Source organism: Saccharothrix coeruleofusca, from assembly GCF_014648515.1.
Taxonomy (GTDB): Bacteria; Actinomycetota; Actinomycetes; order Mycobacteriales; family Pseudonocardiaceae; genus Actinosynnema; species Actinosynnema coeruleofuscum.
Genome location: NZ_BMRG01000002.1, coordinates 333925 through 349511, shown reverse-complemented (window position 1 = coordinate 349511; position 15587 = coordinate 333925). Strand labels below are relative to the sequence as shown.

At 74.2% G+C, this 15587-nt stretch carries 18 protein-coding genes and 1 riboswitch; of the genes, 12 read left to right on the top strand and 6 right to left on the bottom strand.

The genetic code is table 11. The features are described from left to right. The 10 genes from IEZ00_RS36300 to IEZ00_RS06295 all read left to right on the top strand — a co-directional run. Positions 1–379, top strand: a 379-nt coding sequence (locus tag IEZ00_RS36300) for a cytochrome P450 (RefSeq protein ID WP_229795157.1), incomplete at its 5' end; no start/stop codon positions are given. Between the two features lie 5 nt (positions 380–384). Further along, on the top strand, positions 385–606 hold the full coding sequence (locus tag IEZ00_RS06335; protein WP_189222105.1) for a ferredoxin: 222 nt from the start codon (positions 385–387) through the stop codon (positions 604–606). A 126-nt stretch (positions 607–732) separates the two neighbouring features. Then, positions 733–1326, top strand: coding sequence for a nicotinate-nucleotide adenylyltransferase (gene nadD, locus IEZ00_RS06330; RefSeq protein ID WP_189222104.1), 594 nt, complete (start codon positions 733–735; stop codon positions 1324–1326). 71 nt (positions 1327–1397) lie between these two features. After that, the gene (rsfS, locus tag IEZ00_RS06325; RefSeq protein ID WP_189222103.1) at positions 1398–1784 is read left to right on the top strand and encodes a ribosome silencing factor; all 387 of its coding nucleotides are present in this window, start codon (positions 1398–1400) and stop codon (positions 1782–1784) included. Next, positions 1781–2395 (top strand): histidine phosphatase family protein, encoded by a 615-nt coding sequence (locus IEZ00_RS06320; RefSeq protein ID WP_189222102.1) that lies wholly within the window; start codon positions 1781–1783, stop codon positions 2393–2395. The genes rsfS and IEZ00_RS06320 overlap by 4 nt, the downstream gene beginning before the upstream one ends. Then, on the top strand, positions 2392–3123 hold the full coding sequence (gene octT / locus IEZ00_RS06315) for a diglucosylglycerate octanoyltransferase (RefSeq protein ID WP_189222101.1): 732 nt from the start codon (positions 2392–2394) through the stop codon (positions 3121–3123). Before IEZ00_RS06320 ends, octT begins: the two co-directional genes overlap by 4 nt. A gap of 11 nt (positions 3124–3134) precedes the next feature. Next, complete coding sequence (locus tag IEZ00_RS06310; RefSeq protein ID WP_189222100.1) at positions 3135–3989, top strand: DegV family protein; 855 nt, start codon at positions 3135–3137, stop codon at positions 3987–3989. A 118-nt stretch (positions 3990–4107) separates the two neighbouring features. Further along, positions 4108–4836 carry a ComEA family DNA-binding protein gene (locus tag IEZ00_RS06305; RefSeq protein WP_229795155.1) on the top strand — a complete coding sequence of 243 codons (729 nt, stop codon included), beginning with the start codon at positions 4108–4110 and terminating at the stop codon, positions 4834–4836. 42 nt (positions 4837–4878) lie between these two features. Then, the gene (locus IEZ00_RS06300; protein ID WP_189222099.1) at positions 4879–7170 is read left to right on the top strand and encodes a DNA internalization-related competence protein ComEC/Rec2; all 2292 of its coding nucleotides are present in this window, start codon (positions 4879–4881) and stop codon (positions 7168–7170) included. A 14-nt stretch (positions 7171–7184) separates the two neighbouring features. Beyond that, the gene (locus IEZ00_RS06295; RefSeq protein ID WP_229795153.1) at positions 7185–7640 is read left to right on the top strand and encodes a hypothetical protein; all 456 of its coding nucleotides are present in this window, start codon (positions 7185–7187) and stop codon (positions 7638–7640) included. 66 nt (positions 7641–7706) lie between these two features. Here IEZ00_RS06295 and thrC read toward each other — a convergent pair whose 3' ends face one another. Further along, a complete protein-coding gene (thrC, locus tag IEZ00_RS06290) occupies positions 7707–8969 on the bottom strand; it encodes a threonine synthase (protein ID WP_189222098.1) in 1263 nt (420 codons plus the stop codon). A 10-nt stretch (positions 8970–8979) separates the two neighbouring features. Then, positions 8980–9095: riboswitch (SAM riboswitch) on the bottom strand. 85 nt (positions 9096–9180) lie between these two features. Between thrC and holA the strand changes: the two genes are divergently transcribed. Further along, on the top strand, positions 9181–10161 hold the full coding sequence (gene holA, locus IEZ00_RS06285) for a DNA polymerase III subunit delta (protein WP_373293071.1): 981 nt from the start codon (positions 9181–9183) through the stop codon (positions 10159–10161). Positions 10162–10631: 470 nt separating this feature from the next. On the opposite strand, the gene rpsT is transcribed toward holA, so the two are convergent. Both rpsT and IEZ00_RS06275 read right to left on the bottom strand, forming a co-directional pair. Next, positions 10632–10892: a 30S ribosomal protein S20 gene (rpsT, locus tag IEZ00_RS06280; protein ID WP_189222096.1), complete on the bottom strand. Its 261-nt coding sequence runs from the start codon at positions 10890–10892 to the stop codon at positions 10632–10634. Positions 10893–11019: 127 nt separating this feature from the next. After that, positions 11020–13302, bottom strand: a complete 2283-nt coding sequence (locus tag IEZ00_RS06275; RefSeq protein ID WP_189222095.1) for a glycoside hydrolase family 3 N-terminal domain-containing protein — start codon at positions 13300–13302, stop codon at positions 11020–11022. A gap of 139 nt (positions 13303–13441) precedes the next feature. Here IEZ00_RS06275 and IEZ00_RS06270 point away from each other — a divergent pair, with 139 nt between their 5' ends. Continuing rightward, a complete protein-coding gene (locus IEZ00_RS06270; RefSeq protein ID WP_189222094.1) occupies positions 13442–14242 on the top strand; it encodes a sulfite exporter TauE/SafE family protein in 801 nt (266 codons plus the stop codon). Here the strand turns inward: IEZ00_RS06270 and IEZ00_RS06265 are convergent. The 3 genes from IEZ00_RS06265 to IEZ00_RS36290 all read right to left on the bottom strand — a co-directional run. Next, positions 14211–14990: a VOC family protein gene (locus IEZ00_RS06265; RefSeq protein WP_189222093.1), complete on the bottom strand. Its 780-nt coding sequence runs from the start codon at positions 14988–14990 to the stop codon at positions 14211–14213. The genes IEZ00_RS06270 and IEZ00_RS06265 overlap by 32 nt on opposite strands. Continuing rightward, positions 14987–15292: a type II toxin-antitoxin system antitoxin gene (locus IEZ00_RS38070; protein WP_189222092.1), complete on the bottom strand. Its 306-nt coding sequence runs from the start codon at positions 15290–15292 to the stop codon at positions 14987–14989. The genes IEZ00_RS06265 and IEZ00_RS38070 overlap by 4 nt, the downstream gene beginning before the upstream one ends. Position 15293: 1 nt before the next feature. Then, positions 15294–15587: SPFH domain-containing protein (locus IEZ00_RS36290; protein WP_506347059.1), on the bottom strand; the 294-nt coding region annotated here is incomplete at its 5' end.

The window sequence follows — 15587 nt, the reverse complement described above, 5'->3', positions numbered from 1 at the left end:
GGCGATCGAGGAGCTGCTGCGGATCACCCCGTTGAGCGCCTCCGCGGGCTTCCCCCGCATCGCCACCGCGGACGTCGAGCTCAGCGGCGTGACCATCCGGGCGGGCGAGGCGGTGTTCATGGAGTCCGGGGTGGCCAACCGCGACCCGGAGGTGTTCGAGCACCCGGACGTGATCGACTTCCACCGGTCGGCCAACCCGCACATCGCCTTCGGTCACGGCGCGCACCACTGCCTCGGCGCGTCGCTGGCCCGGATGGAGCTGCAGGTGGCGCTGGGCACCCTGCTGCGCCGCTTCCCGGCGCTGGAGCTGGCGGGTGAGGTGGAGTTCAAGAAGGGCAGGCTGCTGCGCGGCCTGGAGAAGCTCCCGGTGAGGTGGTGAAGGTCATGGGCAAGTGGACCGTCGAGGTGGACGGCGGCACGTGCATCGGCAGCGGGATGTGCGCCGCGAGCGCGCCGGACCACTTCCGGCTCGACGGCGCGACCGCGGTGCCGGTCAACGCCACCGTCGAGCCCGCCCAGGCGGTGGTCGACGCCGCCGACTCGTGCCCGATGGAGGCGATCCTGGTCCGCGACCAGGACGGCGCGGTGGTGGCCCCCACCGAGTAGCGCCGCCGGGCAGGACCGCCGGGCAGGACCGCCGGGCAGGACCGCCGGGCAGGACCGCGGAATAGGGGTAGCGACACGGGTGGCCGTCCGGGGACCGGACGGCCACCCGAACTACGCTCACGTCCTATGACCAACCGGCGGATCGGCGTCATGGGCGGCACCTTCGACCCGGTGCACCACGGCCACCTCGTGGCGGCCAGTGAGGTCCAGGCCAGGTTCGACCTCGAAGAGGTCGTCTTCGTGCCCACCGGGCAGCCGTGGCAGAAGAGCGAGCGCGAGGTCAGCGCGGCCGAGGACCGGTACCTGATGACCGTCATCGCCACCGCTTCCAACCCGCGGTTCTCGGTCAGCCGGGTCGACGTCGACCGCGACGGGCCGACCTACACCGTGGACACGCTGACCGACCTCAAGGCGCTGCACCCGGACGCGGACCTGTTCTTCATCACCGGCGCGGACGCGCTGGAGCAGATCCTGTCCTGGCGGCGCGCCGAGCGCGTGTTCGACCTCGCGCACTTCATCGGCGTCACCCGACCCGGCTACGAGCTCAACGGAGCCCACCTGCCACCCGGCGCGGTGTCGCTGGTGGAGGTGCCCGCGATGGCCATCTCGTCCACCGCGGTGCGCGCCCGCACGGCCGCCGGCCTGCCCATCTGGTACCTCGTGCCGGACGGTGTCGTGCAGTACATCTCCAAGCGGAGGCTTTACTCCGTGCCGGATTGACGGCGGACGCCGGTACCCTCATTGACTCGTGCGGGCGTAACGCGGCGTCCGCCGAGGTGATGAGGAGAAACGTGGCAGCCACCGACGAGGCACGACGGTTGGCGCTGGTCGCCGCGAACGCGGCGGCGGACAAGAAGGCGCACGACGTGATCGTGCTCGACGTGTCCGACCAGCTGGTGATCACGGACGTGTTCGTGATCGCGTCCGCTCCCAACGAGCGGCAGGTCGGCGCGATCGTGGACAACATCGAGGAGAAGCTGCGCGAGGCCGGTCGCAAGCCGGTCCGCCGCGAGGGCGCGCGCGAGGGCCGCTGGGTCCTGCTCGACTTCGTGGACGTGGTCGTGCACGTCCAGCACGTGGAGGAGCGCAGCTTCTACGGCCTGGAACGGCTGTGGAAGGACTGCCCGCGCATCGAGTTCGACGCCGGGCCGGTGGCCGCGGAGGGCGCCGAGGCATGACCCTGAACCGGCTCGTGCTGTGGCGGCACGGTGAGACCGACTACAACGCGACCGGCCGGATGCAGGGCCACTACGACTCGGCGCTGACCGAGACCGGGTGGAACCAGGCGCGGTTCGCGGTACCGGTGCTCGCCGGGTTCGCGCCCGAGCTGGTGGTGGCCTCCGACCTGCGCCGCGCGCGGGACACCGCGACGGTGTTCACCAGCGTCATCGGCGTGCCGCTGCGCGTGGACCAGCGGTTGCGGGAGACCAACCTGGGCAAGTGGCAGGGCCTGACCACCGCCGAGATCGAGGCCGAGTGGCCGGGGATGCTCCAGCGGTGGCGCAGCGACGGCACGGTGCCCCCGCCCGACGGCGAGACCAGGGTGGAGGTCGCCCAGCGCGCCGCCGCCGTGGTGACCGACGTGGACCGGGAGTTCTCCGGCACCGTGCTGCTGTGCGCACACGGCGGCCTGATCAGCGCGCTGACCGGGTGGCTGCTGGACCTGCCGGTGGACCGCTGGGGCCTGCTCGGCGGCATCGGCAACTGCCACTGGACGGTGTTCACCCGCAGACCCGGCGGCGACGGGCGCTGGCGCCTGTCGTCGTACAACGCTGGCACCACGCGGTGAGGCTGCTCGTCCTCGGCGACTCGCTGACCTTCCACGGTCCCCAGGGGCCGCTGCCCGCCGACCACCCTCGGCTGTGGCCCAACATCGCCGCCGCCGAGCTGGGCGGCCACGCGGAGCTGGCGGCGGGTTTCGGCTGGACCGCGCGGGACGCCTGGTGGGCGCTGACCGGCGACCCGCGGGTGTGGTCGCTGCTGCCCCGCACCGACGTGCTGGTCTTCGCGGTGGGGCACATGGACACGCTGCCGTCACCGCTGCCCACCTACCTGCGCCACGGTCTGCGCCACCTGCGGCCGGACGGGCTGCGCAGGCGGGCGCGGGCGGCGTACCGGGCCGCCCAGCCGGTGCTGTCGCGGCTGCTGGGCGGCAGGCCGGTGGCGCTGCCGCCGCACCTGACCGAGCGCTACCTGACCGATTCGCTGCACGCCGTGCGGCAGTTCCAGCCGGGCGTGCGGGCGATCGGGATGCTGCCGTCGGTGCACTGCTCGCCGCTGTACGCGGGCGTGCACACCGGCCGCGCGGCGGGGGAGCGGGCGGTGCGCGCGTGGGCCGACCGGGCGGGCGTGCCGCTGGTCGACGTGCCCGCCCTGGTGGGCGAGCACGTGCGGGCGCGGCGCGGCAACCCGGACGGGATGCACTGGGGCTGGGAGGGGCACCGGCTGGTGGGGACCGCCGTGGCGCGGCTGGTCAGCTCCGCGGCGGTCGACGATCCCGGTCCGGCGGGGACGTAGTCTCGGCACCCGTGTCCACCACGATCGTCACCGACTCCACGGCCTACCTGCCGGAGGGGTTCGCCGAGCGGCACGGCGTCTGGGTGGTCCCGCTGCACGTGTCCGTGGAGGGCCGCGGCGGGCTCGACGGCGCGGACTTCGGCCCCGCCGAGCTGGCGGGCGCGCTGGGGGAGCACCGCAGGGTGACCACGTCCCGCCCCACCCCGCAGGAGCTGGCCGAGGTCTACCGGTCGGCGCTGGAAGGCGGAGCGGACGGCGTCGTGTCGGTGCACCTGTCGCGCGAGCTGTCGGGCACCTGGGAGGCGGCCCGGCTGGCCGCCGCCGAGGTGGACGCCGAGGTGGGCGCCGGGCGGGTGCGGGTGGTCGACTCGCGGTCCGCGGGCATGGGGCTGGGCTTCGCGGTCCTGGCCGCCTGCGCGGCGGCCGACGACCCGGAACGCGCGGAGCGGGCGGCGGTGGAGGCGGCGTCGCGGGTGCGCGTCTTCTTCTGCGTGGAGACCCTGGACCACCTGCGCCGCGGCGGCCGGATCGGCGCGGCGGCGGCGCTGGTGGGCACGGCGCTGGCGGTCAAGCCCCTGCTGCACGTGGACGACGGGCGGATCGTGCCGCTGGAGAAGGTGCGCACGATGGGGCGCGCGGTGGGCAGGCTCGTCGACCTGGCCGCCGAGGCGGCGGGGCGCGGGCCGGTGGGCCTGGCCGTGCACCACCTGGCCGCGCCGGAGCGGGCGGCGGAGCTGGCGAGCAGGCTGGACGACCGCGTGCCGGGGTCGACGGGGTGCCTGATCTCCGAGGTGGGCGCGGTGATCGGGGCGCACACCGGCCCCGGTGTGCTCGGTGTGGTGGTGCTGCCGGGCGGGCTCCAATAGCACACGCCACCGACAACTCCACTCCGACAGCGCGGAGTTGTCCACAGCCCTCCCGGTTGTCCACAGGCGTCGATCATGAGCTGGTGGGCGTTGGGCCATTCGGCCTAGCGTCGTTGCCATGTCCGATCACCAGCCCGAGGACCCGACCGCCCGGCTCAAAGCCCTGATGTCCCAAGGCGAACGGCCCTCCGACGACGGCCCGCTCGTCGTGTTCGCCTCCGCCGAAGGGGGCGCCGATCCGCCCGGCAGAGCGCGCCCGCTGCTCCGCCGCTGGCTGCCCGCCCGCTGGCTGCCCGCGTCGCCCGTCGCGCGCCGAAGGCTGGCACTGCTGGCCGGGGTGGGCGCCGGAGCGGTGCTGGCAGCGGTCTTCGCGCTGCACCAGCGCGGCCCGGCAGCCGAAGCACCGCCGCCGGACCTCGCCGTGGCCGAAGCCGCGGCGGTGAGCAAGCCGCCCGAGACCGTGGTGGTCAGCGTGGTCGGCGAGGTGGCCAACCCCGGCCTGGTCACCGTGCCCAGCGGAGCCCGCGTGGCCGATGCCGTGCGGCAGGCGGGCGGTCTGAAACCGGGCGCCCCGCTGCACGGCCTCAACCTCGCCCGCAAGCTCGCCGACGGCGAGCAGGTCGCGGTCGGCGTGCCCGCGCCCACCGACGAGACCGGCCCGGTCAACCTCAACACGGCCACCGAGCAGCAGTTGGACGACCTGCCCGGCGTGGGCCCGGTGACCGCGCAGCGCATCATCGACCGCCGCCTCAAGCGCGGCCCGTTCACCTCGGTCGAGCAGCTGGGCGAGATCGAGGGCATCGGCGGTGCGAAGCTCGCCCGCCTCGCCGAGCTGGTCCGCGTCTGACCGGCGTCCGGTCCGCACCCGTGAACCCGGAAGGAGGAAGACGTGCGCTCCCGCCTGCACCTGGTCCCGGCCGCGTTGGTGGTCTGGTCGACCGCACTGGTCGGGCTGCTGTGGACGTGGTGGGCCGCCGCGGCACTGGGTGTCCTGGCGGGACTGCTCGGTGCCGCGGCGCACCGCCGGTGCGCGCCCGCGGCGGTCGCGGTGATGGTCACCGGCCCGGTGGCCGCCTGCTGGATCGGCTTCCAGGTGCACCAGTCCACCCACCACCCGCTGCGCGCGCAGGCCGAGCGCGGTGCGTCGACAACCGTCCACTTCGAACTCGTCGACCGCCCGCACCCCTTGCGGACGACCGGATTCGGCTCCCGTCCCGGCGGTGTCGACTCGGTGGTGGTGCGAGCGGAACTGTCCGACGGCGCCGAGATCGCCGTGCTGGCGCCCACCGCGGCGTGGCGGGAACTCCTGCCGGGACAACGGGTCGCCGCGAGCGGCACCTTGGCACCGCCCCTGCGCGCCGAGCTGACCGTCGCGGTGCTGCGGGTTCGCGGCCCGCCGCTGGAAGTCGGGCGGGCGCCGGTGTGGCAGCGCGCCGCCGAGTCGCTGCGCGCGGGGCTGCGCCGGGCCAGCGAGCCGCTCGGCCCGGACGCCGCCGGGTTGCTGCCCGCACTGGTGGTGGGCGACACCGACGGCGTGTCGACCAGGGTGGTCGAGGAGTTCCGCACCGCGGGCCTGTCGCACCTGCTGGCGGTCAGCGGGGCGAACCTGGCCATCCTGTGCGGCGCGGTCCTGCTGGTGCTGCGGCTGCTGCGGGCCGGTCCGCGCGGCTGCGCGGCGGGCGCGATGGCCGCCCTGGTCGGGTTCGTGGTGCTGGCCGGTCCGGAGCCGAGCGTCCTGCGGGCGGCGGTGATGGGCGCGGTGGCGCTGCTGGCACTGGTCCTGGGCCGGGAGCGCTCGGCACTCCCGGCGCTCGCGGCGGCCGTGGTCGTGCTGGTGCTCTACGACCCCGCGCTGGCCGTCGCGCCGGGGTTCGGCCTGTCGGTGGTCGCGACGGCCGCATTGGTCCTGTTGGCCCCGCGCTGGGCAGCCGCGATGCGGGACCATGGCGTACCGGTGGGCGTGGCCGAGGCGCTGGCCGTGCCCATGGCCGCGAGCCTGGCGACGGCCCCGCTGGTGGCGGGGATCTCGGGCCAGGTGAGCTTGGTGGCGGTGCCCGCGAACCTGGTCACCGGGCCGGTGGTCGCGCCCGCGACGGTGCTGGGCGTGGCGGCCGCGGTGCTGGCCCCGGTGCACGCGGGGGCCGCCCGCGTCGCGGCGGCGGTGGCCGGGCCGGAGATCGAGTGGCTGGTGCTGGTCGCCCGCACCGCCGCGGCGGTGCCCGGCGCGGCGGTGCGCTGGCCCGGCGGCTGGGGCGGCGGGGCACTGCTGATCGGGGTGCTCCTGCTGGCCTGGGCGGTGCTGCGGCTGAAGCGGCTGCGCGTGCTGGCGGTGGCCGCGCTGGTCGGCGCGGGCCTGGTCCTGGTGCCGCTGGAGGTGGCCGCGCCGCGCTGGCCGGTGCCGGGCTGGTCGGTGGTGGCCTGCGACGTGGGGCAGGGCGACGCGGTGGTGCTGGCCACCGCGGAGCGGGACCGGGCGGTGCTGGTAGACACCGGGCCGGACCCGGTGCCGGTGCTGGCCTGCCTGCGCGGGCTGGGCGTGCGGCGGGTGCCGCTGGTGGTGCTCAGCCACCTGCACGCCGACCACATCGGCGGGCTGGCGGCAGTGCTGGCGGAAGTGGGCGTCGGCGCGGTGGCGGTGGGGCCGTCGCGACGTCCGCGATGGGCTTGGGAGGAGGTGCGCGAACGGGCGCGGGCGGCCGGTGTCCGCGTGGTGGAGCTGGTGTCCGGGCAGCGGCTGAGCTGGCCGGGGCTGGAGCTGGACGTGCTGGGCCCCCGCGCGGGCCCGGTGGAGGACGCGAACACGGCGGTCAACGACGCCTCGGTGGTGCTGCGGGCTTCGACCGGGGCAGGCCGGGTGCTGCTGACCGGCGACATCGAGCTGGCCGCGCAGGCCGGTCTGCTCGGGCGGCACGCCGACCTGCGGGCCGACGTGCTCAAGGTGCCGCACCACGGCTCGAGGTACTCGTCCGCGGCGTTCCTGGAGGCGGTTCGGCCGAAAGTGGCGTTGATCAGCGTCGGAGCGGGCAACCGCTACGGACACCCCAGCGGGGTGCTGCTCGACGCGCTGGCTAGCCGGGGGGCGCTGGTGCTGCGCACTGATCAGGACGGCGACACCGCCGTCCTGCCGGGCCCGGAGGGGCCGCGGATCGCCCGCAGGGGCGACCCGCCGGGGAGGAACTGACAAGGGGAGGAACCGTGAACGACGTCTGGATCCGGCTGCACACCGGATGGGCGCCCAACGACGACCACCAGGCCGTGGCGTGGGTGCTGTGGCAACTGGGCTACAAGCCGGAGCCGTGGCCGCCGCAACTGCGACCGGGGTTCGCCTACTACGTGTGCGAGCACCTCAGAGCGGGCGGCCGGGGCATCATCGCGCGGGCGACCGTGACCGACGTGCTGAGCCCCACCCAGGTCGCTTCTCCCGAGGAGGCGTACCGCGTGGTCGCCGACCGGCTGTTCGACGACGAGCTGACCATCCCGGTCGAGGACTGGCGCGCCCGCGCCTACAACAAGATCAAGGCGGACGCGCCGTGGCCGCAACGGGTGATCGCCTGGCGCATCACCACCGAGCAGGTCGGGCCGTACGTGCTGCCGGAGCTGGCGAGGTTCCCACGCAGCGGGTGGCTGCGCTCGTCCAGCATCGCCCTGTGATCGCGGTGGGCAACCCTGCGGGCTTGCGCACCACCTCCAGCGGTGCGCAAGCCGTGAGGGGGTGGATCAGTCGGCGAGGGCCTTGATCACGGCGTCGGCGCTGGGCGGCACGGTGGCGCGGGGGCCGACCCGGTCGCCCAGGGCGTCCAGGGTCTTGAGGCCGTCGCCGGTGATCAGCAGGACGGTCTCGGCGTCGGGGTCGAGCTGCCCGGTCTCGATGAGCTTCTTGGCCGTCGCCACGGTGACCCCGCCCGCGGTCTCGGCGAAGATGCCCTCGGTGCGGGCCAGCAGCCGGATGCCCTCGACCACTTCCTCGTCGGTGACGTCCTCGATGGCCCCGCCGGTGCGGCGGACCGAGTCCAGGGCGTAGGGGCCGTCGGCGGGGGCGCCGATCGCCAGCGAGCGGGCGATGGTGTCCGGGCGCACCGGGGTGACAGTGTCGTGGCCCGCCTTGTACGCGGTGGCCACCGGGGAGCAACCGGTCGCCTGTGCGCCGAACACGCGGTAGGGGGTGTCCTCGACCAGGCCGAGCGAGGCGAACTCGCGGAAGGCCTTGTCCACCTTGGTCAGCTGGGAGCCCGAGGCGATGGGGATGACGATCTGCTCGGGCAGGCGCCAGCCCAGCTGCTCGGCCACCTCGAAGCCGAGGGTCTTGGAGCCCTCGGCGTAGTAGGGCCGGACGTTGACGTTGACGAACGCCCAGTCCTCGTGCTCGGCGGCCAGCTCCTGGGCGAGGCGGTTGACGTCGTCGTAGTTGCCGTCGACGGTGATCAGCGCGCCGTCGTAGACGGCGGTCATGAGGATCTTGGCGCGTTCCAGGGAGGAGGGCACGAGCACGACCGACCGCCAGCCCGCGCGGGCCGCCGCGGCGGCCACGGCGTTGGCCAGGTTGCCGGTGGAGGGGCAGGCCAGCACCGTGAAGCCGAGTTCCCTGGCCGCGGCCAGGGCCACGCCGACCACGCGGTCCTTGAAGGAGTGGGTGGGGTTGCCGGTGTCGTCCTTGACCCACACCTTGCGCACGCCCAGCGCCTTGGCCAGGCGGTCGGCCTCGACCAGGCGGGTGCCGCCGGGCTCGGTGTTGGGGTGGGACGTCACGGTGGAGGGCACGGGGAGCAGGCCGCGGTAGCGCCAGATCGACCGGGGACCAGCCTCGATGTCCTCGCGGCGGATCCGACCGAAGTCGTAGGCCACTTCCAGCGGCCCGAAACACTCCAGGCACGCGTACTCGGCGGCGAGAGGGGTCTGGTGGCCGCACTCACGACACGACAGAGCCCGAGCGGGACCGAGGTCGAAGGAGGTGGTGGGCGAAGGCGCACTGACAGCAGTCATCGCGAGGTTCTCCTCATCTTTCCCGCTGCGCGGGTCGGAATTGGCACCGTGGTCGCCCAGCGCGAGCGCTGGTGACGGGTTGCCGGGGCTTCTTCGGGCCGATCCCTCTGCCCCTCTGGATGAGCGGTATTCGGTTGTGGCGTTCACGCTACGACACGATCCCGAGCCGTGGCCAGCGAAGTCCACCATGCGGACGTGGCAGGATCGGACCGTGAGCGCGACCGCAGCCAGCCAGCCCGATGCCGTGCACCTGGTCGTCGGCGAGGAGGAGCTGCTGGTCGAACGCGCGGTGCGGTCGGCGCTGGCGACCGCGCGGGCGGCCGACCCGCAGGCGGACCTCACCCGCGTTCGGGTGACCGACCTCACCCCGCCGGAGCTGGCGGAGCTGGTCAGCCCGTCGCTGTTCGCCGAAGGGCGGGTGATCGCCCTGGAGGCCGCGCAGGAGGTGAGCAAGGAGATCGCCGACGCGGTGCTGGCCTACGCCAAGGCGCCTGCGGACGGAGTGACCCTGGTCGTCGTGCACACCGGCGGCGGGCGCAGCAAGGCGGCCAAGGAGCTGCCCGCGGCGCTGCGCAAAGCCGGGGCGCGGGTGGTCGAGTGCCCGAAGATCACCAAGGCCGCGGAGCGGGAAGCGTTCGTGCGCAACGAGATCCGCTCGGCGGGCGGCAAGGCCGACCCGGAGGCGGTGGCCGCGCTGATCGAAGCGGTCGGGTCGGACCTGCGGGAGCTGGCCGCCGCGGCGTCGCAGCTGGTCGCGGACACCGGCGGGAAGGTCGACGCGGAGGCGGTGCGCCGCTACCACCGCGGCCGGGCCGAGGTGACCGGGTTCGCGGTGGCGGAGAAGGCCGTCATGGGCGACCGGGGCGGGGCGCTGGAGGCGCTGCGCTGGGCGATGCAGCTGGGCGTGCCGCACGTGCTGGTCGCCGACGCGCTGGCCGACGCGGTGCGCACGGTCGCGCGGGTGTCCGCGGTGGGCCGGGGCGACCCGTTCAAGCTGGCGGGCGAGCTGGGGATGCCGCCGTGGAAGGTCAAGAAGGCCCAGGGGCAGGCGCGCGGCTGGGACGGCGACGGGCTGGCCAGGGCGATGTCGGTGGTGGCCGGGCTGAACGCCGACGTCAAGGGCGTCGCGGCGGACTCGGGTTACGCGCTGGAGCGCGCCGTCCTGGCCATCGTCGCCGCCCACGGCCGCTAGACCACCAGCGCCCGCCCACATCCTGACTTGAGCGTTCGGGCACCGCGAACTGAGCGTTGGGGGTTTCAAAGCGGCGCTCGCCGCGCGGCAGGTCGCCAAGGACGGCGCTCGCGGGCACCCCGCTGCGCGCGCTCCGCGCGCGCCCCTGGTGCGTGGGCAAGTACTACCCGAGGGGCGTCCGGGGGGCGGTAACTACTACCCGAGGTGCGCGGAAGCGCGGGGCAGGGCGCGAAAGCGCGGGTCGGGGTGCGCGAACGCTCAGTTCGTGGTGTCGGAACGCGCGACTCGCGGGGCGACACGCCCAACACGCCCATGAGCGGGTGACGCCGGGGGCGGGCGTGGCCGTTCTGAGCGTTGAACTCGGGGGTTCTGAGGGTTCGACTCGCGGGGCGAGGGTGGGGCCGAACGCGGCGAGCGCCGCCTCCCGCGTGGGGAAGCGGCGCTCGCGGAGGCTGCTGGGCAGCCGGTGCTCAGAGCTGGTTGGCGCGCTTGGCCAGGGCCGACTTCTTGTTGGCGGCCTGGTTGGCGTGGATGACGCCCTTGGAGGCGGCCTTGTCGAGCTTGCGGGAGGCCTCCTGCGCCAGCGCGATGGCCTTCTCCTTGTCACCGGCCTCGGCGGCCTCACGGAACTTGCGGATCGCGGTCTTCAGCGACGACTTGACGGCCTTGTTGCGCAGCCGCGCCTTCTCCGCCGTCTTGATCCGCTTGAGCTGGGACTTGATGTTCGCCACGCGAAAGCCACCCTTTTCCTCGGTTCGGAGTCGTACCGCGCCTTCTCGTCGGCGCCGCCCGGTCAGGGGCGGTTTTCCTCCACAGCGGAATGCCGCGCGGTACGGCGGACAAGAGTATCAGGCCAGTTCACCGCACCGTGAAACCGGCCCGCGCCCCGCCCACCACGACCTCGTAGCGACCAGTGGCGACCTCCCGCGACCCGGAGGCGTCCACGTCCCCCGGCGTCACCGCGAGCCGCCGCACGTCGAAGGCCACGGTCACCGCGCGCTGCTCGCCCGCGGCCAGGGCGACCTTGGTGAACCCGACCAGCCGCTGGTCGGGCACGAGCACCTTGCTCACCGGCTGGTGCACGTACACCGGCACGACCAGCTCGCCCGCCCGCGAGCCGGTGTTGGCCGCGGTCACGGTGACCTCGACGCGGCCGTCGCGGCGCACCTCGGTGGCTTTCAGCCTGGGCGCGGAGGTGGTGAAGGTGGTGTAGGACAGGCCGTGGCCGAACGGGTAGGCCGGGTCGTAGGAGGAGCTCTCCCCGCCGTTCGGGCCGGGCAGCTGGTCGTAGGAGAAGGGCTGGTCGCCGACGGTCTTCGGCCACGACACGGGCAGCCTGCCGCTGGGGGTGACCTTGCCGAACAGCACGTCGGCGATGCCGTGGCCGCCCTCGCTGCCCGGCAGCCAGCCCGCCACCAGCGCGCCCGCGTCGGCGGCCGCGCCCAGCACCAGGGGCCTGCCGGTGAGCAGCACCACGACCACCGGCTTGCCGGTGCCCCGCACCGCGTCCACCAGCGCCTGCTGCTCGCCGGTCAGCGCGGGGTTCTCGGTGTCCGCGACGCCCTCGGCGGCGGGGGCCTCGCCCAGCACGACGATCACGGCGTCCGCGTCGCCCGCCTGGGCCACCGCGTCGGCGGCGGTCGGGGCGCTCACCACGTCGGCGGTGGGCGCGGCGGCGCGGACGCCCTGCAGCACGGTGGTCGCGGGCGGCAGCGGCGAGCCGTTGGGAACGCCCTGCCAGCCCACCGTCCACCCGCCCAGCTGGCGCGGCACCGAGTCGGCGGTGTCGCCGGTCACCACGAGCTTGCGCGCCCCGGTGGACAGCGGCAGCACGCCTTCGTTGCGCAGCAGCACGGCCCCCTCGGCGGCGGCGCGGCGGGCCAGGTCGCGGTCGGCGCCGTTGACGATCGCGTCGGCCTTGGCGGGGTCCACGAACGGCTTGTCGAACAGGCCGAGGTCGAACTTCAGCTTCAGCACGCGCCGCACGGCCTGGTCGACCCGCTTGCCGCTGATCGCGCCGCGGCGCACGCCGTCGACCACGCCCTTGGTGAACTCGCCCGCCTCCGAGGGCTCCATGGCCACGTCCACGCCCGCGTTGACCGCCATCGCGACGGCTTCGGGGTAGTCGGCCGCGACGCGGTAGCGGGTGACCAGGTAGCGGATGTCCTCCCAGTCGGTGACCGCGACGCCGCGGAAGCCCATCCGGTCGCGCAGCTGGGTGGTGAGCATGTGCTTGGAGGCGTGCACGGGCACGCCGTTCACCGCGCCGGAGTTGATCATCACGGTGCCCACGCCCGCGTCGAACTGGGGTTGGAAGGCGGGCAGCACGGTGTCCTGGAGGTAGCGCACGGGCAGGTGGGCGGGCACCCGGTCGTGCCCGTTGGCGGGCTCGGAGTACCCGGCGAAGTGCTTGGCGGTGGCGGTCAGCCGCGCGGTCCCGTCCGGGGCGCCCTGCTGGCCCCGCACGTTCGCCGCGGCCAGCGTCCCGGCCAGCACCGGGTCCTCGCCGTAGGTCTCGTAGTAGCGGCCCCAGCGGGTGTCGCGGGCGATGTCGGAGACCGGTGCGAAGTTCCAGAACGCGCCGGTGGCGCGCATCGCCTTGGCGGTGGAAGCGCCCACCTGCTCGGCCAGCGCCGGGTTCCAGGTGGCGCCCACGCCGATCTGGTGCGGGAACATGGTGGCGGTGAGCACGTTGTTGTGCCCGTGCACGCCGTCGGCGCCGTAGAGCACCGGGATCTTGAGCCGGTTGTTGTCCAGCGCGTACTTCTGCACGGCGTTGGTCATCTCGGCCCACGCGCGCGGGGTGTTGGTGATCGGGGCGTCGCCGCCGCCGGACAGGATCGAGCCGACCTTGGCGTCGACCAGGACGGCCTTCATGCAGTCCTCGCGCAGCGGGCCGTTGGTCCACTGGCAGTCGCCGCGCAGCTTGCCGACCCGGATCTGGGTCATCTGCCCGGCCTTCTCCTCCAGCGTCATCCGCCGCAGGAGGTCGTCCACGCGCCGGTCGGTCGGGGCGCTCGCGTCCAGGTAGACCTGCCGCCGGTCATCGGGTTCGGCCGTGCTGCTGGCCTGCGCGAGGGTGCTGACCAACGCCAGTGCCGCCAGCGCGCCGCCCAGCGTGCGCTTTCGCGAGTGCCACACTGCAACCTCCTGCGATCGGGTGCGCCCAGGTCCTCCACCCTGACCAGGTGAGCGGCCTCACGCCAGACCTGAACGGCCGATTCCGGTAGCGCTCCCAGAAGGAATAGCAATACGGATGTCCTATTAGGCTGTTCGAGTGATGACAGCCCTCGACTGGCCGGGGTTCGGCCACGTCAGCCTCGCCGGACTGCTGTTCCTCTGCCTGGCCGCCGCGCTCGCCGGGGCGGTGGACGCCGTGGTCGGCGGGGGCGGGTTGATCCAGCTCCCCGCCATGCTGCTGGTCGGACCGGGAGGTCAGCCGCTGTACTCGCTGGCCACCAGCAAGGTGGCCGCGGTCGTCGGCACCACCGCGGCGGTGCGCACCTACACCGCGCAGACCTCCGTGGACTGGTGGTCCGCGCTGCCGATGGCGCTGGCGGCTTTCGGCGGGGCGGTGGGGGGTGCGGCGTTCGCGGGTTCGCTGGCGCCCGACGTGCTCAACGCGGTGGTGCTCGTCGCGCTGGTCGGCGTGGGCCTGTACACGTGGCGCAAGCCGCGGCTGGGCGTGGGCGAGGTACTGCGGTTCGCGCGGTCCGCGCAGGTCGCCGTCATGGCGCTGGGTGGCGCGGTGATCGGCTTCTACGACGGTCTCGCCGGGCCGGGCACCGGGGCGTTCCTGGTGTTCCTGCTGGTCGGCCTGGTCGGGTTCGCGTTCCTGCGCGCCTCGGCCACGGCCAAGGTGGTCAACGTCGCCACCAACCTCGGCGCGCTGATGTACTTCATCCCGGCGGGCAAGGTGCTGTGGGGCCTGGGCCTGCTGCTGGCCGTGTGCAACACGACCGGCGCGGTGTTCGGCGCCCGGCTGGCGGTGCGTCGCGGGTCGGGGTTCGTGCGCCGGGTGTTCCTCACCGTCGTGGTGGCGCTGGTGGTCAGCCTCGGCTGGAAGGTGGCGGCTGGATGACCCGGAACGTCGCGCCCAGCGGGTCGCCCAGCGTGGTGAACCAGCCGAACGGCGAGCGCACCACCTCGTGCACCACCACCCCGCCCAGCTCGGCGGCCCGCGCCGCGGCCGCTTCGGCGTCGGGGACCGCGAAGTAGGTCATCCAGTGCGGCGGGATCTCCAGCGGGATCTCCGCGTCCATGCCGAACACCCCGGCCACCGGGTGCCCGCCCAGCGCCAGCCTGCTGTACCGCATCCCCGGCTCCGGCTGGGGTTCCAGGCCGAACACGTCCCGGTAGAACGCCGACGCGCCCGCCAGGTCCCTGGTGGCCAGCTCGTTCCACCACAGCGCGCCAGGCTCGCGCACCAGGTACGCGCCGATGTGCGTGCCCGCCTCCCACAGCCCGAACGACGCGCCGGTCGGGTCGACCGCGACCGCGCCGCGGCCGGGGCCGCCGGTGTCGAACACCGGCACCAGCTCCTGGCCGCCGTGCGCGGCCACCCGAGCCAGCGACTCGTCCAGGTCGTCGGTGGCCAGGTAGGAGGTCCACACCACGGGGAACCGGGCGTCCGGGGGCATCCGCGCGACGCCCGCCACCGGCTTGCCGCGCACCAGCGCCATCGCGTAGTGCCCGGACTCCGCGCCGCCGACCTCGAACTCCCAGCCGAGCAGGCCCGCGTAGAACTCGGCGGTGACCCGGTGGTCGGTGCTCATCATGTCGACCCAGCACGGGGCGCCCTGCGGGTACGGCTCGGTCAGCTCGGTCACGGCGCCTCCTCGGTGGATCTCCCGGCGGACTCCTCGGCGGACTTCGCGGAAGACCGTGTCACCCGCTCGGCGGTCCCGCCACTCGAACCGCTGTCCCGGTCGCCGTTCGCGCTCTTGCGCGGCCTGCCCCGGCGCGGCTGGTCGGCCGCCCCGGAGGGCAGCCGACCGGCCTCGGCGAGCGCGCGGCGCAGCAGGAACTCGATCTGGGCGTTCGTGCTGCGCAGCTCGTCGTTGGCCCACCTGGTCAGCGCGTCGTGCACGGCCGGGTCCAGGCGGAGCAGGACGCTCTTGCGCTCGACCACGTCAGTGGTACAGCGACCCGGCGTTGACCACGGGCTGTGTGGCCCGATCGCCGCACAGCACGACCAGCAGGTTGGACACCATCGCCGCCTTGCGCTCCTCGTCCAGTTCCACCACGTCGTGCGCGGCCAGCCTGGCCAGCGCCAGCTCCACCATGCCGACCGCGCCCTCCACGATCCGCTGCCGGGCCGCGACCATGGCGCCCGCCTGCTGCCGCTGGAGCATCGCCTGCGCGATCTCCGGAGCGTAGGCCAGGTGGGTCAGCCGCGATTCGATCACCCTCACCCCGGCCGACTG